At 61.5% G+C, this 23710-nt stretch carries 20 protein-coding genes and 1 tRNA gene; 16 read left to right on the forward strand and 5 right to left on the reverse strand.

The window, feature by feature from the left end:
• The first annotated feature begins 37 nt into the window (after positions 1-37).
• The 3 genes from BM177_RS06990 to BM177_RS07000 all read left to right on the forward strand — a co-directional run bounded on the left by BM177_RS06990 (position 38) and on the right by BM177_RS07000 (position 1964).
• Entirely contained in the window at positions 38-511 is a 474-nt protein-coding gene (locus BM177_RS06990) for a hypothetical protein (protein WP_139223543.1), read from the forward strand.
• 154 nt (positions 512-665) lie between these two features.
• Positions 666-1115 (forward strand): 50S ribosomal protein L19, encoded by a 450-nt coding sequence (gene rplS, locus BM177_RS06995; RefSeq protein WP_091680421.1) that lies wholly within the window; start codon positions 666-668, stop codon positions 1113-1115.
• Positions 1116-1370: 255 nt separating this feature from the next.
• The gene (locus BM177_RS07000) at positions 1371-1964 is read left to right on the forward strand and encodes a hypothetical protein (protein ID WP_139223544.1); all 594 of its coding nucleotides are present in this window, start codon (positions 1371-1373) and stop codon (positions 1962-1964) included.
• Positions 1965-2023: 59 nt separating this feature from the next.
• Here BM177_RS07000 and BM177_RS07005 read toward each other — a convergent pair whose 3' ends face one another.
• Positions 2024-2425, reverse strand: coding sequence for a VOC family protein (locus tag BM177_RS07005; protein WP_091680426.1), 402 nt, complete (start codon positions 2423-2425; stop codon positions 2024-2026).
• Positions 2426-2626: 201 nt separating this feature from the next.
• On the opposite strand from BM177_RS07005, the gene leuC reads away from it, so the two are divergent.
• Complete coding sequence (gene leuC, locus BM177_RS07010) at positions 2627-4033, forward strand: 3-isopropylmalate dehydratase large subunit (protein ID WP_091680429.1); 1407 nt, start codon at positions 2627-2629, stop codon at positions 4031-4033.
• Positions 4034-4092: 59 nt separating this feature from the next.
• On the opposite strand, the gene BM177_RS07015 is transcribed toward leuC, so the two are convergent.
• A complete protein-coding gene (locus BM177_RS07015) occupies positions 4093-4665 on the reverse strand; it encodes a hypothetical protein (protein ID WP_091680432.1) in 573 nt (190 codons plus the stop codon).
• Positions 4666-4902: 237 nt separating this feature from the next.
• On the opposite strand from BM177_RS07015, the gene BM177_RS07020 reads away from it, so the two are divergent.
• A tRNA-Leu gene (locus BM177_RS07020) sits at positions 4903-4989 on the forward strand.
• A gap of 64 nt (positions 4990-5053) precedes the next feature.
• Here BM177_RS07020 and BM177_RS07025 read toward each other — a convergent pair.
• Positions 5054-7024, reverse strand: coding sequence for an elongation factor G (locus BM177_RS07025; protein ID WP_091680832.1), 1971 nt, complete (start codon positions 7022-7024; stop codon positions 5054-5056).
• 137 nt (positions 7025-7161) lie between these two features.
• Positions 7162-8433 carry a glycosyltransferase family 4 protein gene (locus BM177_RS07030; RefSeq protein WP_091680434.1) on the reverse strand — a complete coding sequence of 424 codons (1272 nt, stop codon included), beginning with the start codon at positions 8431-8433 and terminating at the stop codon, positions 7162-7164.
• Positions 8434-8630: 197 nt separating this feature from the next.
• Here BM177_RS07030 and BM177_RS07035 point away from each other — a divergent pair, with 197 nt between their 5' ends.
• From BM177_RS07035 to BM177_RS07075, 9 genes are all read left to right on the forward strand, one after another.
• A complete protein-coding gene (locus tag BM177_RS07035; RefSeq protein ID WP_091680437.1) occupies positions 8631-11198 on the forward strand; it encodes a sensor histidine kinase in 2568 nt (855 codons plus the stop codon).
• A complete protein-coding gene (gene tsaE / locus BM177_RS07040; protein WP_091680438.1) occupies positions 11198-12757 on the forward strand; it encodes a tRNA (adenosine(37)-N6)-threonylcarbamoyltransferase complex ATPase subunit type 1 TsaE in 1560 nt (519 codons plus the stop codon). The genes BM177_RS07035 and tsaE overlap by 1 nt, the downstream gene beginning before the upstream one ends.
• Before the next feature lie 49 nt (positions 12758-12806).
• Entirely contained in the window at positions 12807-13508 is a 702-nt protein-coding gene (locus BM177_RS07045) for a nucleotidyltransferase family protein (RefSeq protein WP_091680440.1), read from the forward strand.
• A 213-nt stretch (positions 13509-13721) separates the two neighbouring features.
• Positions 13722-14333 carry a hypothetical protein gene (locus BM177_RS07050; protein ID WP_139223545.1) on the forward strand — a complete coding sequence of 204 codons (612 nt, stop codon included), beginning with the start codon at positions 13722-13724 and terminating at the stop codon, positions 14331-14333.
• Positions 14334-14434: 101 nt separating this feature from the next.
• Positions 14435-15052 (forward strand): hypothetical protein, encoded by a 618-nt coding sequence (locus BM177_RS07055; RefSeq protein ID WP_091680445.1) that lies wholly within the window; start codon positions 14435-14437, stop codon positions 15050-15052.
• A 219-nt stretch (positions 15053-15271) separates the two neighbouring features.
• Positions 15272-16810 carry a YifB family Mg chelatase-like AAA ATPase gene (locus BM177_RS07060; RefSeq protein WP_091680448.1) on the forward strand — a complete coding sequence of 513 codons (1539 nt, stop codon included), beginning with the start codon at positions 15272-15274 and terminating at the stop codon, positions 16808-16810.
• A 164-nt stretch (positions 16811-16974) separates the two neighbouring features.
• Positions 16975-18183, forward strand: a complete 1209-nt coding sequence (locus BM177_RS07065; protein WP_091680450.1) for an AGE family epimerase/isomerase — start codon at positions 16975-16977, stop codon at positions 18181-18183.
• Positions 18184-18423: 240 nt separating this feature from the next.
• Positions 18424-19896: a PfkB family carbohydrate kinase gene (locus BM177_RS07070; protein WP_091680452.1), complete on the forward strand. Its 1473-nt coding sequence runs from the start codon at positions 18424-18426 to the stop codon at positions 19894-19896.
• A gap of 171 nt (positions 19897-20067) precedes the next feature.
• The gene (locus BM177_RS07075; RefSeq protein ID WP_175492523.1) at positions 20068-20898 is read left to right on the forward strand and encodes a universal stress protein; all 831 of its coding nucleotides are present in this window, start codon (positions 20068-20070) and stop codon (positions 20896-20898) included.
• Between the two features lie 5 nt (positions 20899-20903).
• Here BM177_RS07075 and BM177_RS07080 read toward each other — a convergent pair whose 3' ends face one another.
• Positions 20904-22472, reverse strand: a complete 1569-nt coding sequence (locus tag BM177_RS07080) for a bifunctional aminoglycoside phosphotransferase/ATP-binding protein (RefSeq protein WP_091680458.1) — start codon at positions 22470-22472, stop codon at positions 20904-20906.
• A 277-nt stretch (positions 22473-22749) separates the two neighbouring features.
• Between BM177_RS07080 and ribH the strand changes: the two genes are divergently transcribed.
• Positions 22750-23241, forward strand: a complete 492-nt coding sequence (gene ribH, locus BM177_RS07085; RefSeq protein WP_091680461.1) for a 6,7-dimethyl-8-ribityllumazine synthase — start codon at positions 22750-22752, stop codon at positions 23239-23241.
• Positions 23241-23705, forward strand: coding sequence for a transcription antitermination factor NusB (gene nusB / locus BM177_RS07090; protein ID WP_091680463.1), 465 nt, complete (start codon positions 23241-23243; stop codon positions 23703-23705). The genes ribH and nusB overlap by 1 nt, the downstream gene beginning before the upstream one ends.
• Positions 23706-23710: the final 5 nt, after the last annotated feature.

Here is a 23710-nt window from a genome sequence, read left to right on the forward strand (position 1 = left end):
TTTCATTGGCATTTACCTGGATCGGCGCGAGGCGGACATGAACCAACAAACGACGCAGCCAAAAAAATCAAAAATCACCCCCGTCGGGATCATGGAGCTGGTGCTCGTTTGCCTTGGCGTCACTTTTGTCGTTCTGGTATTCGGCATGGCGGCGCGCCAGAAAATTCGGGAGGCGCCGACCATCGCGGTCCCGATCGTCGGCGACTGGACGTCCAGCGACAAGCCGTTGCGGCTGGCGTTTCAACCGGACAGGACGCTGGTTTTAACCTCGACCAACCCTTCGCAACTGCATCCTGACGCAGGTTCGACGGAAGGCGCGGGCGCCCCCGTCTCGGGAACCTATCCCGTGTCGGGAACCTATATGCTGCAGCCCGGCGGCAAAATCTTGATCAAGCTGAACAATGGCTCCCGCTATACCGCCGAATGGAAGGCGACCAGTCCAAATCGATTCGACCTGATCGACGACGCCACCGAGGGCGTCACGACCTTTGATCGTGAGAAGCAGAAATAGACTGATCGACCTGCGAAAGCGAAAACCTTAAAGCGAAAACCTTAAAGATGGCGTCTCGACATGGCGGATGCTCTGGTGTAGAGACGCCACTTCAATTCAAAACAGCGTACCGAAACGCTCGCTGGAGAATTCTGGCGGAACGGCAGGCATTTGCATGAACATCATAGCTGAAATCGAGGCTGAACAAGCCGCCAAACTGCTCGCCGGGAAGACCATTCCCACTTTCCAGCCTGGCGACACCGTGATTGTGAACGTCAAGGTCAAGGAAGGCGAGCGCACCCGCGTTCAGGCCTATGAAGGCGTTTGCATCGCCCGCAACGGCGGCGGCTTGAACGAGAGCTTCACCGTCCGTAAAATTTCCTATGGCGAAGGCGTGGAGCGCGTCTTCCCGATCCATTCGCCCAACATCGATTCCATCAAGGTCGTGCGGCGCGGCAGGGTCCGCCGCGCCAAACTTTACTATTTGCGCGACAGGCGCGGCAAGTCCGCGCGCATCGCCGAGAAGATGGAATCGCCGGCGGCGAAGATTGCCCGAGAAGCCGCCAAGAAAGAGGCCAAGGCCGCGGCAAAGGCCATAAAGAACGCCGCCGCTCCCGCAGAATAGCACGGACGCACGCGCCCGCCGGGCAGGAACCGTAGTCAAAAAGGCCGGATTGCGCGCGCGTTTGGAACGATCGGGCGGCTGCTTTCGTGGCGAATCCACATTGGGCTGCTCTCTTTCCGGCGGTTTCGGCTGGGACTATAGTAGTCGAATCCGGGGATATGATTTGGCTTATCGATTTTCGCCCCCTATGACTGAAACGGTGGGCCGACAAAGCGCCGTCTTCGACGGTAAAAAAACCCGATGGAGGAAGCTATAGTGAAGATTTTCCGGCTAATGGGAGCCTGCGGTATCGCCACGCTCATGCTGATGGCTCAGGCCAGCGCTCATGGCGGCGTCAGCGTCCAAGAAAACAAATGCATTATGAAAATCGGCCCGTATTTTTTGAGCTTTACGGGTTATCAGCCGCAAAATACGTACTCCCAGTTTTGCGACGACATTCCCGATCGCGGCAAGACCGTCATTGTCCTCGACGCCGAGCAATCGTCCGCCGGCACTGGGGCCTCGGGAGCCGCCAACAGCAACGAACTTCGAGACATGATGATAGACTTCCGGGTTCTGAAAAATGTCGGACAGGCGAAGGATGAAGACGACATGGAGAAGAACACCGAAGTCTATCTTCAGCCGAAAAAGTATCCCAGCGGCACGCTGACATTTCAGCACGATTTCGAAAAAGGAAACTTCATCGGCCTTGTCACTGCGACCAACGATCATGGTCAGGTCTTTGTGTCGCGCTTTCCCTTTGCGGTGGGAGCGACCGGCGGCAATCTGATCTGGTCCTACATAATCGGCGGCGTCGCCCTGGTCGGCGCGGCGGCGGCCTACTTTTTATTCGGCAGAAAATCCGCCTGATTTTAACGCTTCGGCGCGATGCAAGGCGGCCCGGATTGGCCGCGCGCATCGCCCGAGGTTCAGACGAGAGGTCCGTTCAGGATCCAGCGATGGCCGAACGGATCGCGAAACGTCGCGACCCGCGTTCCCCAAAACGAGCTCGTCGGGCTTGTTTCGGCCTTGCCGCCGAATTTCGTCGCCTTGGCGAATGTGTCGTCGACATCCTGCGCCTTCTTGAACTCGAGGCTGACGGAGGACGTGACGAGTTCGCCGGGGATCGACATCCGCGTATGCCCGAATTCGGGAAACGCATCGGCCAGCATGATCGAGCCTCCATTGATTGACAGTTCGCAGTGCATGATTCGCATCCCGTCGAAGGCCGGCATGATGGCTTTCTGCGTGGCGCCGAAAACCGACGTGTAATAGGCGATCGCGGCGAGCGCGGGGGAAACCGTCAGATAGGGCGCAACCGGCGGCCGCATGGAAATCTCCGCGTTGGGGAATGACTCGAAATGGCAGGTGTTTGGGGAATGAGAATGCGCTGAAACGAACGAGGTCAGAGCGCGTGATGCGCCTCTACTTTTTCAGGGTACTTCCCCCTCGAGGATCTTGCGAGTAAGAACTGCGCCTCCAAAGTTTTTTTTCATGAAGGCGCCCGCGTGGGGCGCCCGGGATCGGCAAACATGACCAAGCCTCGCACGCTTTATGACAAGATCTGGGATGACCACCTCGTTGATCGCCAGGACGACGGCTCGTGCCTGCTTTACGTCGATCGCCACCTTGTCCATGAAGTGACGTCGCCGCAAGCCTTCGAGGGGCTGCGCCTCAGCGGACGCCGGGTTCGCGCGCCGCAAAAGACTCTGGCGGTGGTCGATCATAACGTGCCGACGACCGACCGCTCCAAGGGCATCAGCGATCCCGAGAGTCGGATTCAGGTCGAGGAACTGGCCCGCAACGCCCGCGAGTTCGGGATCGAATATTTCAATGAACTCGATCGCCGCCAGGGCGTCGTTCACATCATCGGACCTGAACAAGGGTTCACCTTGCCGGGCGCGACGATCGTCTGCGGCGACAGCCATACCTCGACGCATGGCGCGTTCGGGGCGCTCGCGCACGGCATCGGCACTTCCGAGGTCGAGCATGTGCTGGCGACGCAAACTCTGATCCAGTCCAAAGCCAAGAACATGCGCGTCACAGTCGACGGCGTCCTTGGCGAGGGCGTGAGCGCCAAGGACATCGTGCTGGCGATCATCGGCGAGATCGGCACCTCGGGCGGCACCGGACACGTGATCGAATATGCCGGCGAGGCCATCCGGGCGCTGTCGATGGAAGGGCGGATGACCGTCTGCAACATGACGATCGAGGCTGGCGCGAGAGCCGGAATGATCGCTCCCGACGAAAAGACCTTCGCCTTCCTCGAAGGCCGCCCGAAAGCTCCGAAGGGCGCCGCCTGGATCGCGGCGATGGCCTATTGGAAAGGGTTGCATTCGGACGCCGACGCCGAATTCGACCGGGAAATCCGGCTCAACGCGGCGGATTTGCCGCCCCTCGTCACCTGGGGCACAAGTCCAGAAGACGTCGCGACCATCACAGGTCTGGTGCCGCGCGCGGATTCGGCCGAGACGAACGCCAAGCGCGCCTCGATTTCGCGCGCGCTGGATTATATGGGCCTCAAGGGCGGCGAAAAGATCACCGAACTGGCGATCGACCGGGTGTTTATCGGGTCGTGCACCAATGGCCGGCTCGAAGACTTGCGCGCGGCCGCGAAGATCGTCGAAGGCAAGCATATCGCGGCCACGGTCAAGGGCATGGTCGTGCCGGGGTCCGGCCTCGTCAAGGAGCAGGCCGAGGCCGAAGGCCTCGATGCGATCTTCAAGGCGGCCGGTTTCGAGTGGCGGGAGCCCGGATGCTCCATGTGCCTCGCCATGAACCCCGACCGGCTCGAGCCCGGCGAGCGTTGCGCCTCGACATCGAACCGGAATTTTGAAGGACGCCAGGGCTTCAAGGGGCGGACCCATCTGGTCTCGCCCGCGATGGCGGCGGCGGCCGGCATCGCGGGCCATTTCGTCGACGTCCGCGAATGGCGCTAAGAAGCGACGCAGAAAGCAATTAATTACAGTAGCTTATCCTGCTAACTTAAATCATGAGTTCAGCAGGATTTGCGGATTTGATAGCCGGCCGCGGTGACATAACCGCTGTAATAGCATGCTCCAAAATGGCCAGAAAAGCCGAAGCGGCGTTCCGACGGATCATAAGCCGGCCTCTCCCTGGCCGTTTCGGCGAGATGAACGCGAGGATGCTGGCGGGCGGCGAAATGTTTCCAATGTGTCGGCGAATTTCTCCGATTCGCCGACGGCGCCGCTTGATCCGGAAGCCCCGCGTTCACGCTTTCCTTCAAGTCCGGAATTGATGGAAGGGCGGTGTCCGTCGCCTTGCCTGGAGACGCAGACGCTTCATCTCTTATTTCAGAATCTGCCGGGAGCAGACCCGTCTCATTCGACTTTGTGCGGCTTTCTTCCGCGCCCTCCGGCGCGGTGATCGCGCTGACGAAGATTTGCTCCTGGGCGTCATTCTCGGGTCGGTCAGGGGAAGCCGGCGCGACGTCCGTCGCGCTCGCCTTTGAGGGCCCCCGCGCGGATTTCTGAGAGGCGCCGCTGTTCACGAATCCCGCGGCGAGCGCGAAGGCGATCGTTGCGGCGATGGCGATCGGAACATGTTTCATTATCGGTTTCCCCTTGGCGATGGTTGGCGCGCTTCAAGCCGGTCCGCACAAAGCGTGGCGACCCCCATGCGTTAGCTCAGCATGTGTGGCGGGGCGGTGCGAGAAAGCACAGGCGGGGCCGCGGATCGAAAAACGGCTACGTCCATGGGGCGGAAAGGTTGCGGGCGGGCGCGCAATCGCGTAGGGGAGTTTTATTCGATCAGTTCCGATTCTTCCGGCTTTCGGGAGGGTCTCACGGCGGGCGTGGCGGAACCGGTAGACGCGCCGGACTCAAAATCCGGTTCTGGTGACAGAGTGTCGGTTCGACTCCGACCGCCCGCACCATCTCGACGCAAAGGCCGGCGGCGTTGCGGCCTCGTCGTCAGTCTTCGAAAGCCTCGCTCAAAATCTAATGCCCTCGCGCGCTTTTGCCGCGCGCTTCCGCGAGGTGGTCGAAGCGGCGGCGGAAGTCGCCGAGCCCCATCGTGTCCGAGCGCAATTCAATAATGAAATCATGGAGTTCAGCCGCCGGCGTCAATGCCTCGATGTCGTCCCAGCCGGGCCAGCCCGGCTTTTCGCCATAGCCGAGGATATGGCCCCGGCGTCCGCTCAGCAACCGTTGCGCGGCGGCCGTGTAGGCGTTGGGGACGCTGACGGTCACATGGTCGATCGGCTCCAGCAGGATGGGATCGGCCTTGGCGAGGCCTTCCTGTATCGCCATCTTCGTGGCGGTCTTGAACGCCATGTCGGAACTGTCCACGGCGTGAAAGCTTCCGTCGACGAGCGCTACGCCGACATCGACGACGGGATAACCGGACGGCCCTTTCAGCATCGCGTCCTCGGCCGCCTCGCGCACCGCCGGGATATATTGCTTCGGCACCGTGCCGCCGACAATCTTGTCGGCGAACAGAAATCCGCCGCCGCGCGCGCGAGGTTCGATTTCGAGTTTGACGTCGGCGAACTGGCCGTGACCGCCGGTCTGGCGTTTCAGCCGCGCATGCTGAACGACCGGCTTTCCGATGGTTTCCTTATAGGCGATGCCCGGAGGTTTGGTCTCGACCTCGATGCCCGAACTGGCGAACAGGCGCTCGAGAACCGAGTTGAGGTGAATTTCCCCCTGGCCCATCAGCAAGGTGTCGCCGGTCTCCGCGTCGTGCTCGACTTTCAAGGAGGGGTCTTCCTCGACGAGTTTATGGAGGGCGGCGGAAAGCTTGACGTCGTCCTGGCGGTCTTTGGTCTTGATCGCGAGCGCGTAAACCGGGGGCGGCGGCGAGGGAAACTGCAAGGCCTCATTTCCGCCTCCAACGCCCATGACCGCCCCCGTCGCGACCTTGTCGAGACGTCCGAGGGCGACGAGGTCGCCCGCGCGCGCTTCCGCCATTCTGACGGCCTCGCCCGCGACGAAGCGCTGGATCGCGCCGATCCGATGTCCGTCGAGGGCGGCGCCATCGTGAATCTCGCCGCGCCAGACGCGGGCGTAGGAGATTTTACCGGCTTGCGCCGTCTTGAAGATCTGGACCAGAGGCTGATCGCCCGCCGCGACCCCGTAGCGTCTTGCGGTTTCTTGCGCCGCGGGCGCGTCGTGCCTCAGCGCCTTCCAGAGCCGGGTGACGCCATAGCCTCGACTGGCCGCCCCGAGCAAAACCTCGACGATCGATCCGCTCGCCTGATCCTTGCGCAGATGCTCGAAAATCTCGCCCTGCGTCGGCGCGATGTCCTCGAGCAGCTTCTCCATCAGATCGTCATCCTGATCCGCGAGCGTTTCAGTCAGACCGGCGAGGGCCTCCTTTTCCGGTTCGCGCATGTCGGGAGGAAGGTCGATCAGCTCGACGCTGTCGCTTGCCCCGTATTTGTAAGCCCGCTCCCGCACCACGTCGACGTAGCCCGTGACCGCCTCGTCGGAGCCGATCGGGATCTGGCGCGGCAGGAGCGGGCGTTTCGAATGGGTCTGGAGCGCCGCGATCATCTCCCTGAACGAGCCCGCGAACGTGTCGATCTTGTTGACGAAAATCAGGTGGGGAAGGCCTAAATCCTCAAGCGTCTTGAGCAGGACCGGCAGGCTGAAAAAGCGGTCGGGCGCGGGCTCGCAAACGACGACCGCCAGATCCGCCGCCCGCAGGGCGCATTCGGTTTCATAGGAAAATTCGACCGAACCGGGACAATCGACGAGGGACCACGGATCGCCGAGGAAGGAGCAATGACCGAGCCGCAGCTCCGTGCTCATGGTCCGGCCCCGGGTCTCGCGCGGCTTTCGCTGCGGGGTGCCCGCAGCCTCGAGCAGCGCGTTGAAAAGCGTCGATTTTCCGCTTCCATATGGGCCGACGAGCGCGACAGCGCGCGGCCCTGGCGATGCGGCTCTCGTCGAAGACTCGGGCGCCATGGCGTTTCCCTGTCTTTCCGGCCGTCTTGTCGCGGCCTGGCGAAGCTGAAACTCCATTTCAGTTTCGGCGGAATCCGAAAATTGTCAATTTAAGTCTTGCGGCCAATCTTGCGGCCAGACTGCCTCGGATGAAAATCTCAGCGTTGTGAAGCGCCTTTGCGGCCCTCGAGCTTCGGCCTGGTTTTCTCTCGGAGGGCGGCGCGCCGCTCCTTGGCCGGCGACAGGATCAAGTCATTGAGAATGGCGTTCAGCTTCGCGTCAAACGCGGGATGAAGGTACTTGGCCTCGACCTTGAGACGGCCGCGGGCGCTCATCTCCTGACAAAGTTCAGGTCGAAAAAGCAAGGTTTGCAGGCGATCGCAAATCATCGAAACATCGGCGGGATCAACCACGAAACCGTCGACCCCGTCGGTCACAACCTCGCTCGACGCTCCGTCCTTGCTGCAAATCACAGGAAGCCCTCTTTGCCAGGCTTCGAGGTAGACGATCCCAAAACCTTCCTTCGAGGACGGCATCGCAAACACGGTGGCTCGGTCATAGGCGGCTTGCAGCTCAGCCGGAGGGACCCAGCCGCAGAACGTGACGATGTCCGAAACGCCGAGTTCCGCCGAAAGCGCTTCGAGTTCATGTCGAAGAGCGCCGTCGCCGATAATCAGGTACTGCACGTCTGGGACGGATGTTCGAAGCCGCGCGACGGCGCGGATCATCTGGTCTACGTTTTTTCCCCGGTCGTTGGCCTCAATTCGATTGACCGTCAAAATTGTCGCGCGGTCCCGCTCGCCCTGAGCCGCACGGTCGGTCGGGTCGACGGCGTTTGGCAAAATGCTGAATTTCGATTCGGAAATGCGGAATCCGCAAGCCATCCTGTTCGCCGTGAATTCGCTCACTGCGACGATTCTGCTGACGGCTCCAAGGCACCAGGACTCATACCAGCGCTCTTTGCGATCATGCGGCCGGATCCAGACTTCGTCTCCATGCACGAACAGGAGGATTGGAAGATCGGGCCTGAAAAGACGCACAAGGCCGGCGAACGGGATCAGATGCACATGAAACAGGATAAGGATTTCGGCGCTCGCGAGAGCCGACCAAATCGAACGAAAGGAAAAATGGATCCTGCTTCCGCCAGCTTCCAACTCGACGCCATTGTCCGTGGGCAAATCTTCCGTTTTGTCGCCGAGGAAGATGATCAGAGGCTTTTGCTGCTGGCGCAGGGCCGCCCGCTTCGCAAGCACGTCGATGACGCGGCGATTGAAATTCTGAAGGCCGCCAATTTTCGAATATGTGCTGAGCCCGCAGCCGACGATGCGCCGCTCCGGCTTTTGCGGAGAGTCATCCTTTTGCGGAGGGTCATCCTTTTGCAAATAATCAGGCTTTTGCGGACTCGCTGCGGGAACCTGAGCCTTTGCCACTTTGGAAAGCTCCTCCGGCAGCGATCATACGAACGAGCTCTGAATCTAGCGTGAATATAGAGAAATGTCATTTATTGTTTTCATATACCCGCTTCCGCGCAAGGAGACTTCCGGCCAAGTTTTCTGCCTGATTATCAAAATCGCGTGGGACCGTTACAGTAGGGCGATTCGGGGCTGCGCCGGATTGGAGATTTTGGATGAATTGGCGCGGACGCCAGCATGACGTGGTGTCTTCGGAGCGCTGGCCTTCGCCGGCGTCAGACCTCGCGCGCGATCAGATTCCGTCGTGGCGGCCCTGGCGCCCCGGCGCCGCGTTTGCCGTGGGCGTCGGCCTTTTGATCGTCATCGCCGCCGCCGCGATCGCAAATTCGCTCTGGGAACATTCGACGCTTGCAACGACGGACGGTCGGCTCGGCCTCGCGGCCGCCTCCCTGATCGTCGCTCTCGCGATCCTTCTGAGCGTCACCGCTTTTCTTTATCTGAGCTCTCGCGAGAGATGGACACGGCGTGAAGCCGCGTTCAAGACCGACCTTTTGAACCTGCGGGCGAGGCTCGACCGCGCCGAACTTTTTTTCGCGGCCGAGCATCAGATCGTCTTGTCCTTTTCGGATCCCGACGCCGTCCCCGAGACCGACGGCGATCCTGGCCTGATCTTCCCCGGCGCCGGGGCGGAGGAAATCCTCGTGTTCGGCTCCTGGCTAGCGCCCGACATGGCGGAGGCTGTCGAAAAGCGCTTCTCAATGCTTCGCGCGCGAGGCGAATCGTTCCGCATCACAGTGACGGCTTTGAGCGGACGCCATCTCGAAATTGACGGGCGGCCGGTCAGCGGCCGCGCGGTCCTGCGCATCCGTGACGTGTCGGGCGACCGCCTCGACGCGATCCGGCTGGACGAGGCGCGAGCGAAGACGGAAAAGGATCTCAAGTCCGTGAGGGCGCTGCTCGACGCGCTCCCCAATCCGGCCTGGGCGCGCGACGACAAGGGCAAACTGACCTGGGTCAACGCCGCCTACGCCCGCTCCGTGGAAGCAAGGGATCAAACCGTCGCGGCCGAGAGCGGCGCCGAACTGCTGGAGCGGCCGACCCGCGAGGCGAGCGCCGACGCCCTCGCTTCGGGCTCCATCTGGCGAGGCCGGGCCCCCGCGGTTGCCGCCGGCGAGCGGAGGGTCTTCGACATCGTCGAAGCGCCCTCCGGAGGCGCTTCGGTTGGTCTCGCGGTGGATCTTTCCGAGATCGAGTCCTTGCGCGCGGCGCTCGATCGCGAGACGCAGGCTCACGCCCAGACCCTCGATCAGCTCTCGACGGCCGTCGCCATTTTCGACCGGTCGAAACGTCTCGTCTTTCATAACGCCGCCTACCGGCAGCTTTGGGCGCTCGATCAGGCCTGGCTGGAGCAGATCCCGACCGATTCGGAAATTCTCGACACGTTGCGCGCCGCGCGGCTCCTGCCCGAACAGGCCGACTACCGTATCTGGAAGGCGAACCTTCTTTCCGCCTATCAATCGATCGAAACCGACGAACAGGCCTGGTATCTGCCGGACGGGCGCACCTTGCGCATTGTCGTCAATCCCAATCCGCAGGGCGGGGTCACCTATCTGTTCGACGACGTCACGGAACGATTCCAGCTTGAATCGCGGTTCAATGCGCTGACCCGCGTCCAGGGCGAAACGCTGGACGCGTTAAAGGAAGGCGTCGCCGTTTTTGGCAGCGACGGGCGCATGAAGCTGTGCAATCCCGCCTTTGCCGAAATGTGGACCTTGGCGGCGGAGCAACTCGACGATGCGCCGCACATCGACCGGGTTGCGCGGCTTTGCGCCCCGGCCTTCTCCGACGAAGCGGCCTGGGATGAAATCCGCACCGTCGTCGCGGGATTGCAGGATCAGCGGACCGGCTTCGAGCGGCGGCTCGCCAGGACCGACAATTCGGTTCTTGATTGCGCGGCGGCGCCGCTGCCCGATGGCGCGACGCTGCTGACGTTCATCGACGCGACCGCGGGCGTCAATGTCGAAAAAGCGCTGACCGAGCGCAACCAGGCGCTCATCGACGCGGAAAAGCTCCGCAACGACTTCGTCCACCATGTGTCCTACGAGTTGCGCTCGCCCCTGACGAATATCATCGGCTTTATCCAGCTTCTGGGAGACGCCGCGGTCGGTCCGCTCAATGCCAAACAACGGGAATACGCCGGCTATGTGATGAAATCCTCCTCCGCGCTCCTCGCAATCATCAACGACATCCTGGATCTCGCGTCGATTGACGCGGACGCGATGGAGCTGACGCTTGAGGAGGTCGATATCGCCCAAACCATAAGGGCGGCGGCGGAAGGCGTGCAGGACAGGCTGGACGAATCGAATCTCACCCTTCGCGTCCTCGTCGATGACGCGATCGGCAGCTTTGGCGCCGACGGCAAACGGATCCGCCAGATTCTGTTTAATCTGCTTTCAAACGCCATCGGATTCTCGACCGCAGGCCAGACGGTCGACCTTGTCGCGACGCGGCGGCAGGGCGAAGTGGAATTCAAGGTCAGCGATCGGGGCAGGGGCATTCCGCCCGATGTCATCGACCATGTGTTCGACCGTTTCAGAACGCATACGAGCGGTTCGCGCCATCGCGGCGTCGGCCTTGGCCTGTCGATCGTCAGATCGTTCGTCGAATTGCACGGCGGCCATATTTCGATCGAGTCTGTCCCTGGACAGGGTGCGAGCGTGACTTGCGTCTTTCCCGCGCAGGGTGTGAAGCTGGATCTGATAGAAGCGGCGCAGGAGAAATGATGTCAAAGACGGCCGAGGCGGGACAGGATTTCGATAAGGTCTGGCGGCGCGAACTTTCCAGCGAGGCGGAGATCGCAGCTTTGGCCGTCGATGTCGCGGCGCTGGTCCGGGCGGGCGACGTCGTCGCCCTGTCGGGAGGCCTTGGCGCCGGCAAAACCACTTTCGCCCGCGCTCTCATTCGCCTGCTCGCCGGCGATTCTGATCTCGAGGTTCCAAGCCCGACCTTCGTTTTGATCCAGACCTATGAAACCGGCGACTATCCGATTGTCCACGCCGATTTCTACCGGCTTCAGAAGCCCGGCGAACTGCTCGAACTCGGTTGGGAGGAAGCTTGCGAGGGGGCGCTTGTGCTGGTCGAGTGGCCGGGCCGCGCCGAAGCTTTTCTTCCCGACGACCGGCTCGACATCGACTTCGCGCTGGATCAGGAGTGCGGTCCCTCGCATCGCATCGCGCGCCTGACCGGCTCGGGCGCTTTCGCGGCGAGGGTCGCCAAAGCCAAAGCCGTTCACGACATTCTCGAGACAAGCGGCTGGAGCGGCGCCGCGCGCCATTTCATGCAAGGAGACGCTTCGTCCCGGCAATACGAGCGATTGGTCAAGCCAAACGGCGAAACCGCAATCCTGATGATTTCTCCGCCGCGCCCGGACGGACCCCCGATCAGATACGGCAAGTCCTACAGCGCGATCGCGAAACTCGCGGAAGACGTCCGGCCTTTTATCGCCATCGATCAGGGCCTGCGCGCAAATGGTTTTTCGGCGCCGGAGATCTTCGCCTTCGATCTTGCGACCGGCCATGTGATCCTGGAGGATCTGGGGTCGGAGGCGCTCGTCGACGAGAACGGCGAGGTCAACCCGGAACGATTCGCGTGGGCGGCGACCGCGCTCGCCGCTCTGCACCGCGCAAGCCTTCCAGACACGCTGCCGGTCTCGAACGACGAGATCTACCGGATTCCGGCCTACGACTTTGACGCGCTTTCCATCGAGGTCGAACTTCTCCTCGAATGGTACGCCCCACACCGGGCCGGGGTCCAGCTGGCGTCCGGCGCGAAGGCGAGTTTTATCAATCTCTGGCGTCAGGCGTTGCTTGAGATAGTCTCCGCGCCCTCGACCTGGACCCTTCGCGACTATCATTCGCCGAATCTGGTGTGGCTGCCGCGCCGCGAAGGATTGGCTCAGGTCGGCGTCCTTGATTTTCAGGACTGCGTGCTCGGCCACGCCGCCTACGACGTCGTCTCGCTTCTTCAGGACGCCCGCGTCGACGTGCGGCAGGATTTCGAGTTGAAGCTCCTGTCCCATTACGCCCGTCTGCGCCGGGAATCCGACGAGGGATTCGACATGAGCGGCTTCGCCGGGGCCTATGCGGTCCTTGGCGCACAACGGGCGACGAAGATTCTCGGAATTTTCACCCGTCTCGACGTCCGGGATGGGAAACCGCACTATCTCGCCCACATCCCCCGCGTCGAAAAATATCTGGTGAAGGATCTGAACCATCCGATATTGGAGAGTCTCAAGATCTGGTACGAAAACCATCTCCCGCGGATTTTTGATCCAGCCTCCTGACGCTCGCACCCCCGGCCCCGACATGTCAATTTGCGCGCCCGCCAAAGCCATGGTTTTCGCCGCTGGACTTGGGACGAGAATGCGCCCGCTCACGCTTGAAACGCCCAAGCCTCTCATCAGGGTAGGGGGGCGGCCGATGATCGATTATATCCTCGACCGGTTCGAGGCGGCCGGTGTCGAGACCGCAATTGTCAATGTCCATTACCTCGCCGATCAGATCGAGGCGCATCTCGCAGCAAGAGCGAACCCGAAAATCGTAATTTCCGACGAACGCGGCAAACTCCTCGATCAGGGGGGCGGGATCGCAAAAGCCTTGCCCTGGCTTGGCGATCGGCCTTTTTTTGTCGCCAATACCGACGCGTTCTGGATCCAGGAGGGACCTCAGCAAAACCTGCTTCGACTCGCGGGCGCCTGGGATCCCGAAAGGATGGATGCGCTTCTTCTGGTCGCCGCGACGACGTCGAGCGTTGGCGTCGATTGGCAGGGGGACTTCGAAATGGCCCCGGACGGGCGGTTGACCCGGCGCGCGGAAGACAGGATCGTCCCGTTCGTTTATACCGGCGTCGGCATTGTTAAGCCGGAGCTATTCGCCAGTCAGACCCAGGAAATATTCAGGCTTGCGCCGGTATTTTTCGAAGCGGCGGAGAAAGGTCGGCTTTTCGGCCAGCGGCTCGAGGGCCTCTGGCTGCATGTCGGCGCTCCCGAGGCGATCGAGGCTGCGGAACGGACAATGGTCGAGAACACTTTTTGACAGTCCGAAGGCCAAGCGCGTTCTTGCAAAGATTCGCACAGGTGCGGCCATCCGCCAGTTGACTTAGCAGAAGACATTTAGTTTGTCACAATCGAGCGCCTTTGATCGTTTCAAGTTGGCGACAAGGAGCTTCGAGAGGACTGAAAGGCTGGCGTTTCGCGGCGGCTTAATGACCGCTTGTATGCTCAAGAAACAAAAACAGAAAAGAGTGTCATGAAAACGTCTAGCTTATGTTTGTTCTCCGCCCCGTTTCTTCTCACGGCGGCGATCGCGACGTCTGGCTGCGACAAAGCGCCCGCCGCCCAGACCGCGATAAATTACAGTCAAGCCGCCCTTTGCAAATCCTATAATACGGCTCACGGCCCTGTGACGGCGCCAGCAGATCAGGCTTTCGCGATTTTCAAGATCGCCAACATCGACAATACGAAAACCGCCAAATTCTTCTTTTTTGACCCCTCGATGTTCTACGTCGATCAATCGACGCCGGCGCAAAAGGCGGGCAAGGTCATCGACATGAACCGCAAGCTGGCGACAATGGACGCCAAGAGCGCGCCGGCCGGTTCGAACGCTCCCCCGAAAGGTCAGATTCCCAAGGGCGGCGCGATGGACGTCAACGCCTATACCGTCGCCTTGGTCGGCACCAACAATCCGAGCGGCGGCCCGGAAGCCAAGCAATATGATTTCGATCTGGTTTATGACGATTGGAGTCCGGAATACCAGAGCTACCGTGAAGGTTTTGTCTCCAAGGTCCTCCTGAACAAGACGAATCCGGCCGGCTCGACCTATTCGGTGACGGCTGATTGCGGGACCATCGCCCTCAATTGAGGCCTTCGCCATCGCATTTGGGCCGCTCGCTCGTGACGCTTGGGCGCGAGCGGTCCTGTTCGCCTGAATAAGCCAAGCGCTTTCAGAGGAAATAGTCTTAAATGTCAGGGTTATCATTCAAATCACTTTCCGTGCTTTCCTTCGGTTGCGCCGCCGCCGCGATCGCCCTTGCGGGTTGCGACAAGGCTCCGCCCGGACAAACGGGCATCACCTTCCGCCAGATCGGCGTCTGCAAGGGCTTCGAAACGGCCAGCGGTAAGGTGACCGCGCCGAATGGACAGGCGTTCGCTGTTTTCAAGGTTCAGGAACTGGACAATTCGAAGACCGCCAAAGGCTTCCTGTTTGATCCCGCTAACCTCTACGTCGATCAATCCAACGCGACGCAAAAGGCTGGCAAGGTCGGCGACCTGAATCGGCGCTTCTCCGCCCCGGACACACGTCTGACCCAGACCACGGGCGCCGCCAAACTTGATAAGGTGACCGTTCCGTCAGGCGAAAAGAAGTCGGTTGACGGCGTCACTTATACTGCGATCGAGACCAACAACCCGACCGGAGGTCCCGACGCCAAGCAGTTCGATCTGAGCCTGCTTTACGACGATTGGACTTCGGAGAAAGTCTATACACCCGAAGGCTGGGTCTCGCAGGTCGTTCTGACCAAGCTCAATCCGTCCGACACGTTCACTGTCGTCGAGGATTGCAAAAGCCTGCCCATTAAGTAGTCTTTGATCTGTCTGGCCGGTCTCGCTCGCCGAGACCGGCCGCGCAGACAAAATTTTCCTTCCAATTCTCCAGCGTTCACCTCCATTTCTTCTGCCGCGCGGGGCCGTGGCGGCTTTCGACTCCGTTCTCTAATTGTTCTTGCGAGCGGACGCTGATGCGGTTAAGCTGTCCACTTGCAGGCCGCTGCGTGGCGCGGCGCCGCAAGGCGGGACTCTCCCATGGTCGTCAGAGTTGCGACGGTCGCGTTTGAAGGCATCGAAGCCCGGCCTGTCGATGTGCAGGTCCAGATCGCGAACGGCAATGTTGTCTTCACCATCGTCGGACTTGGAGACAAGGCGGTCGCCGAATCGCGCGAACGGGTGCGCGCCGCGCTGAATGCGTCAGGACTGGCTCTTCCGGCAAAACGAATTACGGTCAACCTGGCCCCGGCTGATCTGCCCAAAGAGGGCAGCCATTATGATTTGCCGATCGCCCTCGCCGTGATGGCCGCCATCGGCGCTATTCCTGCCGATTCCCTGCAGAATTTCACGGTCCTCGGCGAACTTGCCCTTGATGGCGCCATTACCGCGGTCGCCGGAGCGCTTCCCGCCGCCATCGCCGCCAACGCGCGCGGCCACGGTCTGATCTGCCCGCACGCCAGCGGGTCCGAAGCGGCTTGGGCGAGCGCGGACATCGACATCCTTGCTCCGATTTCCCTCATTCAACTGGTTAATCACTTCAAGGGAACGCAGGTGATGGCGCCGCCCCGCCCGGCGGTCAGGGGCGAACCGGGGCGGCTGCCGGATCTTCGCGACGTGAAAGGGCAGGAGAGCGCCAAGCGCGCGCTCGAGATCGCGGCGGCCGGAGGGCATAACCTTCTCTTCAACGGTCCTCCCGGCGCCGGCAAATCCATGCTGGCGGCGCGTCTGCCATCAATATTGCCGCCTCTTTCGCCGCGGGAATTGCTTGAAGTATCTTTGATTCACTCGGTCGCCGGGGATCTTGCGGGGGGCGCGCTGACCGACCGGCGTCCGTTCCGGGCTCCGCATCATTCCGCCTCGATGGCCGCGCTCGTGGGCGGCGGAGTCCGGGCGAGGCCGGGAGAAATTTCACTCGCCCATCATGGCGTTCTGTTTCTCGATGAATTGCCCGAATTTCAGCCGCAGGTTCTCGACAGTCTCCGCCAGCCTCTGGAGACCGGCGAAGTCGCCATTGCGCGCGCCAATCACAGGATTGTTTATCCGGCCCGGTTTCAACTTGTCGCGGCGATGAATCCGTGCCGCTGCGGCCACGCCATGGACCCTGGATTCGCTTGCAGCCGCCAGCCTAACGCGCGCTGCGTCGCCCAATATCAGGCGCGGCTTTCGGGTCCTTTGCTCGACCGCATCGACCTTCATATCGAGGCGCCCGCGGTTTCGGCCGCGGATTTGATGCTGCCCCCGCCGGCCGAGGGCTCCAAAGAGGTCGCATCGAGAGTATCGGCAGCGCGCGACATTCAGCTGCGCCGGTATTCGGCGCTGGGACTGCCGGGCGTCGGGTCCAATGCGGCGGCGCCGGCGGCGGTCATCGAAGATGTCGCGCAGCTCGACGCAAGCGGCCTCAGCCTGCTTCAGGAAGCGTCCGACCGACTGCAATTGTCCGCTCGCGGCTTTCATCGGGTCTTGAAGCTCGCCAGGACGATCGCCGATCTCGATGGCGACGAAAAGGTCGGCGGGCGGCATCTGGCGGAAGCTTTGTCCTATCGCGCCGACGCGTCGCGGAGCCTGCGCGCGGCGTAGGGCTAAACGGCGAAGCGAGGAGGCGCGGCCGTCCGAACGAGAGCCGGGCGTTATTGTGCAACTGCTCACTTGCGTGTAGATTCCGGGCTGTATTGTGGAATTGGCGGCCCGCGTTGCCGCCGGGCCGGAACCTGTTCAAGTCCTCGCACGGTAAAGATTGGCGGATGAACGCTATTGGCGACGCGACGTCCATCCAAACGTTTGATTCGCCCTTGGCGGCGTCCTCGGCCGCGGCTCAAACGATTCGACGCTGGCTGACCGCGAAAGCCCTGCCGCTCTGGTCGACGGAAGGTTTCGACCATGAACGCGGCTGTTTCGAGGAACGCCTGACTCGCGGCGGACAGCCGGTTCTCGGAACGCCCCGACGCGCGATGGTTCAGGCGCGTCAGATTTATGTTTTTTCGCATGCGGCGCATCTCGGCTGGTTTCCGAAGGGGCTTCAAATCGCCGAAACCGCGATGGAGTCCTTGCAGCGCGATTTCAGGGATGGGGCCGAAGGCTTCGCCTTTTCAGTCGACGCCGACGGAAAGACGGTTTCTCTCGCGCGCGACGCCTATACCCATGCCTTCGTCCTTTTCGCCATCGCATGGCTGTATCGCGTCAATGGCGACGCCCGCCTTTTGCAAACGGCTGATGAGACGACGCGGTTCATCGAGACCTCGCTGGTCGACCCTGTATACGGGGGCGTCTTCGATGAGTTCCCCGTGAAGGATCGCAACAAGCGGCAAAATCCGCACATGCATCTTCTGGAAGCATTTTTGGCGCTTGAGGAATCCGCGCCGGGGCGGGGATATATCGACCGCGCCCGTTCCTTGGTGGAGATCTTCAAGGTCCGCCTGTTTTCCCCCGACGCCGGAGTTCTCCTCGAATATTTCGCCGAAGATTGGGGCGCGCATCCGGACACGGCGAAAAGCTGCGTATGGGAGCCGGGACATCAATACGAATGGGCATGGCTGCTGCGTGAATACGAAAAACTGACCGGCGAAGATCTGCAATTCTGGATCGAAAGACTGTATCTTTCAGCGCGCGCGTATGGCTCCGCTGAAAGCTTGCTGCTCTTCGACGAGGTCGCAACGGACATGACGGTCCTGAAACGATCCAACCGGATCTGGCCTCACACCGAAGCTGCAAAAGCGGCTGTCGCCCTCTATTCGGCAGGGGACCGGAAGGCGCCGGAATTTGGCGCCGCCATGATCTCGAGCTTAATGGAGCATTTTCTCGACCGTCCATTCGAGGGCGGCTGGATCGACCATCTGGACCATAGAGGCCATCCTCTCGTGGACTACGTTCCTGCGAGTTCGCTCTATCATTTGTTTCTGGCGGCTACGGAAATGAACCGCGCTTTTCCAGCCGACGCGGGCGGGTCGGCCTAGTTCCCTCCGGGTCGGCCGAGTTCCTCATGGAGAAATCGACTTGTCATTTGATCTAAACCTCGCTTTGATATTGAGGATTATGATAATATTTCAATGACTTGTTTTGATTTAACGACAATCAGGAAATGATGCCGTCCGGGAGCGCTAAATGATGATTTTATGTTCCAACCCATTAGGCCCCAAAGCATTAGCCTTCGAAACATCAGGTCCCAAAACGCAAACTGCCGATCGGATCGCAAAATGATCGACTTCGACCGCTTCGCCAAATGCCAGGTCGCGGTGATCGGCGATCTGATGCTCGATTGTTACCTGAAAGGCGAGGCAAGCCGGGTTTCTCCCGAGGCCCCCGTCCTGATTGTCCGCGCCCTTTCGGAAAAGTCGGTTGCAGGCGGCGCCGCCAACGTCGCGGCCAATGTCGCGGCCCTGGGCCTTTTCGTCCGGGTCGTCGGGCTGACGGGTTCGGACGGCGCGCGCGACATGCTGTTCGATCGCATGCGCGCGCACGGACGCCTCGATCTCTCCGGGGTGATCCCCGTCCTCGGCCGGCCGACGACCAAAAAATTGAGGGTCTTGGGTGCTCATCAGCAGATCATCCGGATCGATGAGGAAAACACCGAGCCGTTCGACGAATTGACCGAGGCCCGTCTGATTGAGGCGGCTTTCGCCGCGATTGAACCCTCGGGCGTCGTCATTCTCTCGGATTACGGCAAGGGCGCCTTATCGGACCGCGTCCTGAAGGCGGTGATCGGCAAGTGCAACGCTCTTGGAAAGACTCTGCTGGTCGATCCGAAACGTCTGGACCTGTCGGCTTACAGGGGCGCGTCGATCATCACGCCGAACCGGAAAGAACTGACCGCGGCGACCGCGCTGCCTTGCGACACCGACGCTGAAGCTGCAATCGCGGCGCGGCGCGCAAGCGACGTCTGCGGCGCGGACATCCTTTTGACGCGTTCAGAAAAAGGGATGTCCTATTTCTCCGGGTCGAGCGCTCCGATCCATCTTGCGACCGTCGCACAGGATGTTTTCGACGTTTCCGGCGCGGGCGATACGGTCATCGGGGTTCTCGCGGCCTCGCTTGCGGCGGACCTGCCGATCGGCGACGCCATGAAAATGGCCAATCACGCCGCAGGCATCGTCGTCGCGAAAGTCGGCACGGCGACAGTGACGATCGACGAACTCCTCGCATCCTTCGCCTCGGAAGCGGTCGACGATGTGGTCAACGATGGTCGAAGGCTCTCGCGTAGCGACGCCGTCGCTTTGCGCTGGGCCTGGGCCAAGGAAAAATTGACCGTCGGTTTCGCCAATGGCTGTTTCGACCTGCTCCATCCCGGCCATATTTCGCTCATCCGCCAGGCGTCGGACAGTTGTGATCGCCTGATCATGGCGTTGAATTCGGACGCGTCGGTTCGGCGCCTCAAAGGCCCCTCGCGCCCGGTGCAGGATGAAAACGCGCGCGCCGCGGTCATTGGCGCGATCAAGGGCGTTTCGGCGGTCGTCATCTTCGATGAGGATACGCCGCTCGAACTGATCAAAGCGCTGCAGCCTGACATCCTCGTCAAGGGCGCGGATTATACCGAGGACAAGGTCGTCGGCGCCGATATCGTCCGGGCGCGCGGGGGCAGGGTGGTTCTCGCCGACCTCTCGCCCGGCCACTCCACCACCAACATCATCAAGGCGGCAGAAACACCTCCGGGCGTCAAGGCTCAGGCGTAGCAACGCTGACTCTTTTAGTGTTTTCGCCAATATGATCGTGGCGATTTGATAAAAATCCCGATAAGTTACGCAACGGCTTTCGGGTGGCGGCCCTGGTCAATTTGCGGCCGCCGCGAGGTTCGCGCTGAAAATATGCGGCTCGACTGAATGGCCGCCGCAAGGGAGACGCCCATGTCCTACGCGACGCTCTTGGTCCATATCGATCTGGACCAGAATAATGACGCTAGACTCCGTGTGGCTGGCGACCTCGCCGAACGGTTCGGCGCAAGAGTGATCGGCGTCGCCGCTCAGGCCGAAATTCTTCCGGTGTTTTATACGGCCGACGGATATGCCGCAGGTTTCGTCGCGGAAGATAATCTGGCTGACATCAAAAAACGCGTGCAACAGGCCGAGGAGCGTTTTCGAGCCGCCTTGACTGGCCGGGTGAAGCAGCTCGAATGGAGGTCGTCCCTCGAGGATCCGAGCGAATTCATCGCCGAGCAATCCCGCGCCGCGGATCTTGTCGTGATCGGCAAGACTCCGAGCGACGAAACGCAGGAACCGCTCGATCAGATCAGCCCGAGCGATTTGATCGGACATATCGGCCGGCCGCTCCTGATCGTCCCCCACGACGTCAAGGCGCTGACGGCCGAGAGAGTGATCGTCGCCTGGAAGGATACGCGTGAGGCGCGCCGCGCGGCGTTCGACGCTCTGCCCTTCCTGAAACGGGCTCAGCAAGTCATTGTTTATGAAGTCGACGAAAACCGCGATCCGGCGGAAGCGCAGCGTCATGTCGATGACGTCGCCAAATGGCTTGGCGGCCATGGCGTCAACGCCGCGGGCAGGGTTGAACCTTTACGCGACAGTCCCGCTCTCCAGTTGGAAGCGCTCGCGAAAAAGGAAGGCGCGGACCTGATCGTCGCGGGCGCTTTTGGTCACGGCAAGCTCCGGGAATGGATCCTCGGAGGCGTCACCCGCGACCTGCTTGGTCAATCGTCCTGCTGCCAGCTGCTCGCCCATTGACGGCTCTATCGACCTGAGTGAGACAAACCCTCCTGCGCTTCGATCAGGGTGAGGGCGCGCTCCACAAGGTCTTCGCCCGATCCTGACGCGTCAAGGCGCCGCCACTCCATCTCGCCAATATCCGCGGCCGCCTGCGCCTCGACGACGACCCTCGTGGCGTCCGAGGCGTCGTTTGTCCGCCGGAACACCCGGTCGATCAGCTGACCGATCGGAGCCTCGAGCCACAGGCCGGCGAATCCCGCCTGTGCGGAGGCTGCGATTTGTCTGGCCGCCTCGCGCTCCGCGGGCTTGCCATGGACGGCGTCCAGGATGACGCTTTGACCGGCCTTCAGCGCCAGCGCGCTCTTGAGCCGCAGGATCCGATAGGTCTCCGCCGTGGCGTTCGTCGTGTAAGCGTCGCTCGGGAGGCGCTCCAGTTCGCTCCGGCCGAACATGCGCTTGCGTTCCACATCGCTGCGCAGATGAACCGCCCCCGGCGCGCGGCCGAGAGCTGGCGCGAGCGCTCGGGCCAGGGACGTCTTACCCGAGCCAGATAGGCCGCCGACCGCCACGAGATCGAGCCGGCGAGGTGTAAGGAACGCGATCGCGGCCTCGAAATAATGGCGCGACGCGTCCCGCAGGCTGGATGAATTCGCAGGTCCAAGCTGAAGCACCTTGGCGCGGATCGCCGCCCGCAGAGCGAGAAAAAACGGAAGGACCGTCAGGCCTTCGAGTTGCCGGTCTGCCTCGGGACATTGTGACAGATAGCGGTTGAACAGGAGATTGGCGTGATTTCGTAGCCCGCGCGTCCAGAGGTCCATCAGGAGAAACGCCAGATCGTAAAGGATGTCGCCCGTGGCGATCGCATCGTTGAATTCGATGGCGTCGAACAACACCGGCGCATCGTTGATCAGAACGATATTGCCCAGATGAAGATCGCCATGGCATCGGCGCGTCCAACCTTGGGTTTCGCGTTGCCGTAGAAGGGGGCAGATGCGGTCGAACTCGATCGACATTCGCTGGCGAAAGACCGCCGCAGCTTGCGCCTCGAAGACATCGGGGGCGGCTTCGAAGGCCTCGGCGGTTTCGTCCAGCAAAGCCTTGAGCGCGGAGGTGGAGTTTGAGTCTTTGACGGTTCGCGCGCGCTGGTGCGACGCGATGACAGCGTCCGCGAGCTTGGGGACGATTCCGGGGTCGAGCGCGCCGCGCAGCGCAAGCCGGTCCAGCGTGCAATTTTCATCGAAGCGGCGAAGGTGAACGGCCCATTCGATGATGTGGGGGCCGCTGCCCAGTTTGAGGCGGCCGCCCGTTTTCGATATGGGCAGGGTCCCAAGATAGAGTTCTGGGGCGTTCGCCCGATTCACCTCGATCTCGTTCTCGCAGGCGCGCCGCCGCTTTTCGAGAGTCGAGAAATCCATAAAAGGAAAACAAATGGCGCGCTTGACCTTGTACACGTCCGGACCGGCGAGAAAGACCGCGGCGCCATGCGTGTCGATGCGTGTCACGGGCGCATCGAGCCGATGCGTCGCCGGGTCGGCCAGAAAGGCGAAGACTTCGGACTGGATTTCCTGCGGCGCAGGGCCGGGTTCGCTCATGTCTCAATCCGGGGCGGGGGGTCTCGCCGATCTGTAGCGCCAGCACATGTCGGCGTCGCCAAGATTGATATCGCCATTTTTTGGCCTCCTGATTACGACGCAAAGACCCGGCTCGCCAGCGGCTCCCGAGAGATTCGGGCGCGCGTCCAGACGAGGAGCGATTCTTTTATTCTTTCTTTCGCCTTGCCGCCGGCGGAAGGGCTTGTTAGTCGAAGCGGGCCCGCCTGCGCGTTATCGGGGACGCATCGCGTGAACCTCCGTCCAGAGTATAGTTCCCATGGCCTCGCCGCGCCGTTCTTCCGCATCCGCCGACGCAAGCGCCAAGGGCGCGAAATTTCTTATCGTCGAGGCGCGATTCTACGATGACATTGGCGAAATGCTGCTCGAGGGCGCAAAGCGCGCCTTCGACGCCGCGGGCGCGGGTTTCGACCTCCTCAGCGTGCCGGGCGCTCTTGAAATCCCTCTCGCCATGGCGATCGCGCTCGACCACGCCAGCACGTCGGGAGAGTCTTTCTCCGGAGCGGTCGCGCTCGGCTGCATCATTCGAGGGGACACCTACCATTTCGAGATCGTCGCGAACGAAAGCGCACGCGCTTTGATGCAGCTTGCGCTCGCCCGGAACCTGTCGTTTGGCAACGGCGTCCTGACCGTAGAAACCGAGGCCCAGGCCCATGTCCGCGCGGATTGCGCGCAAGGCGACAAGGGGGGCGACGCCGCCAGGGCGGCGCTCGCGCTCCACCGGATTAAACGCAAAATCGGAGCGCTCTGATGGCCAACGGCGATCAACGTTCCGCGGCGCGCCTGGCGGCGGTCCAGGCGCTGTACCAGATGGAAGTGACCGGAAAAGGTGTGAACGAAACATTCGCCGAATTCGAGTCGTTCTGGATCGGCAACGAAATTGAAGGCGATCAATACAAAACGGCGGAGATCGCCTTCTTCCACGATATTCTGAGCGGCGTCCTGGCGGGACAGCATCCGATCGACCGGCTGATCGACGAGACCCTGGTCAAGGGATGGCCCCTGACCCGCGTCGACTCAGTGATGCGCGCAATCCTGCGCGCGGGCGGCTATGAACTGAAAAAGCGTATGGACATTCCGGCCCGCGTCGTCATCAAGGAATATGTCGATGTCGCCGGGGCGTTTTTCGGGCGCGACGAAGCCGGCATGATCAACGCCGTCCTCGACTCCCTTGCGCGCGCCTGCCGGGCGAGCGAATTCGAGCCGCGAATGTGACGGAC

The organism is Methylocapsa palsarum, assembly GCF_900114285.1.
Lineage (GTDB): Bacteria > Pseudomonadota > Alphaproteobacteria > Rhizobiales > Beijerinckiaceae > Methylocapsa > Methylocapsa palsarum.

Bases quoted from the DNA above. Each gene is read 5' to 3' on its own strand.
- BM177_RS06990 (WP_139223543.1), top strand. From the start codon at position 38: ATGAACCAACAAACGACGCAGCCAAAAAAATCAAAAATCACCCCCGTC.
- rplS (WP_091680421.1), top strand. From the start codon at position 666: ATGAACATCATAGCTGAAATCGAGGCTGAACAAGCCGCCAAACTGCTC.
- BM177_RS07005 (WP_091680426.1), bottom strand. From the start codon at position 2,425: ATGCGGCCGCCGGTTGCGCCCTATCTGACGGTTTCCCCCGCGCTCGCC.
- leuC (WP_091680429.1), top strand. From the start codon at position 2,627: ATGACCAAGCCTCGCACGCTTTATGACAAGATCTGGGATGACCACCTC.
- BM177_RS07015 (WP_091680432.1), bottom strand. From the start codon at position 4,665: ATGAAACATGTTCCGATCGCCATCGCCGCAACGATCGCCTTCGCGCTC.
- BM177_RS07025 (WP_091680832.1), bottom strand. From the start codon at position 7,024: ATGGCGCCCGAGTCTTCGACGAGAGCCGCATCGCCAGGGCCGCGCGCT.
- BM177_RS07035 (WP_091680437.1), top strand. From the start codon at position 8,631: ATGAATTGGCGCGGACGCCAGCATGACGTGGTGTCTTCGGAGCGCTGG.
- tsaE (WP_091680438.1), top strand. From the start codon at position 11,198: ATGTCAAAGACGGCCGAGGCGGGACAGGATTTCGATAAGGTCTGGCGG.
- BM177_RS07045 (WP_091680440.1), top strand. From the start codon at position 12,807: ATGGTTTTCGCCGCTGGACTTGGGACGAGAATGCGCCCGCTCACGCTT.
- BM177_RS07050 (WP_139223545.1), top strand. From the start codon at position 13,722: ATGAAAACGTCTAGCTTATGTTTGTTCTCCGCCCCGTTTCTTCTCACG.
- BM177_RS07055 (WP_091680445.1), top strand. From the start codon at position 14,435: ATGTCAGGGTTATCATTCAAATCACTTTCCGTGCTTTCCTTCGGTTGC.
- BM177_RS07060 (WP_091680448.1), top strand. From the start codon at position 15,272: ATGGTCGTCAGAGTTGCGACGGTCGCGTTTGAAGGCATCGAAGCCCGG.
- BM177_RS07065 (WP_091680450.1), top strand. From the start codon at position 16,975: ATGAACGCTATTGGCGACGCGACGTCCATCCAAACGTTTGATTCGCCC.
- BM177_RS07070 (WP_091680452.1), top strand. From the start codon at position 18,424: ATGATCGACTTCGACCGCTTCGCCAAATGCCAGGTCGCGGTGATCGGC.
- BM177_RS07075 (WP_175492523.1), top strand. From the start codon at position 20,068: ATGTCCTACGCGACGCTCTTGGTCCATATCGATCTGGACCAGAATAAT.
- BM177_RS07080 (WP_091680458.1), bottom strand. From the start codon at position 22,472: ATGAGCGAACCCGGCCCTGCGCCGCAGGAAATCCAGTCCGAAGTCTTC.
- ribH (WP_091680461.1), top strand. From the start codon at position 22,750: ATGGCCTCGCCGCGCCGTTCTTCCGCATCCGCCGACGCAAGCGCCAAG.
- nusB (WP_091680463.1), top strand. From the start codon at position 23,241: ATGGCCAACGGCGATCAACGTTCCGCGGCGCGCCTGGCGGCGGTCCAG.